Source organism: Nitrosomonas sp. Nm34 (assembly GCF_900113925.1).
Classification (GTDB): domain Bacteria; phylum Pseudomonadota; class Gammaproteobacteria; order Burkholderiales; family Nitrosomonadaceae; genus Nitrosomonas.
This window is the reverse complement of sequence record NZ_FORD01000148.1, coordinates 1-1,073: the sequence shown is the minus strand read 5'-3', so window position 1 is coordinate 1,073 and position 1,073 is coordinate 1. Positions and strand designations below refer to the sequence as shown.

Here is a 1,073-nt window from a genome sequence, read left to right as displayed (position 1 = left end):
GCTACCGACATAACCTATGTCCCCATGGAGAAGGGCTTTGGCTATCTGGTTGCCATCATCGACTGGTATTCGCGTAAGGTGTTGAGCTGGCGCTTATCCAATACCCTGGATACTGATTTTTGTACTCAGGCGCTGGAGGCAGCCATTCAGGATTATGGCTGTCCACAGATCATGAATACCGACCAGGGCATACAGTTCACCAGCGAAGCATTTACCTCCATACTAAAAGATCATCCTATTCAGATCAGCATGGATGGCAAGGGTTGCTACTATGACAATATTTTTATTGAACGGCTTTGGCGGACAGTTAAATATGAGCTTTTATATACCCGAGAATTCAATAATCTGAAGGAGATAAAGCAGAATTTATCCACATGGTTTGAATGGTACCATCAAGAACGATTTCATCAAAGCCTTGACAGTCTTACGCCTCATGAAATCTACTATAATGATCCAGGAATTGATCGGGTTGCCTGAACTCGATTAACTATACATGTCAGAGCTTAACTTTCTTTCAGGTTGTCCAGTTACAGGGAACCACATCAACCATCCAAGCGGGGTGGCAGAACCAAGCAGAGCAGATCAAATGCTAACCGACACTCTGAAGCAATCATTGTCATTGGTTGATGTAAAGGTGCTAGATCATTTCATCATTGCTGGAGCGCAAACATTGAGTATGGCCGAGCTAGGTTTAATTTAATGATTGTTTTGCAATTAAATGCGAATTAAGAGCTAACTCGTAAAAAATTCCAGAAAAACAGAGCCGCAGCCAGCTTTCCGAATATATGCACCATAAGCCCCTTATAAGACCGAACTTGACTGGCACATTCAATGCCGGTCTTTTCTTCAATCCAGGCAAATAAGGCTTCAATCGGTTGCCGAACGCGAGAAACCGCTGTAGACAACCATTGATCGTGTAGCTCCAGAAAGGGTTGCTCTTTTTGCTTTTTAACCGGGGTCAGAACGGTCAGATTCTGAGCTTGCCTGACCTCTTCGGCGTCAGGCCGTTGATAAGCTTTATCTCCATACAGTTCGTTGTTGTACAATTGTGGCCGAATCTGATCAAATATCCT

The 1,073-nt window shown here is 43.8% G+C and carries 1 protein-coding gene and 2 pseudogenes; 2 read left to right on the top strand and 1 reads right to left on the bottom strand.

Translation table 11 applies throughout. The features are described 5' to 3' along the window. Positions 1-444, top strand: a pseudogene (locus BM283_RS17820) (IS3 family transposase); the annotation flags it as partial. Between the two features lie 94 nt (positions 445-538). Beyond that, positions 539-700: pseudogene (locus tag BM283_RS17815) on the top strand (JAB domain-containing protein); the annotation flags it as partial. A 25-nt stretch (positions 701-725) separates the two neighbouring features. On the opposite strand, the gene BM283_RS17810 reads toward BM283_RS17815, so the two are convergent. Next, positions 726-1,073: hypothetical protein (locus BM283_RS17810; protein WP_217646614.1), on the bottom strand; the 348-nt coding region annotated here is incomplete at its 5' end.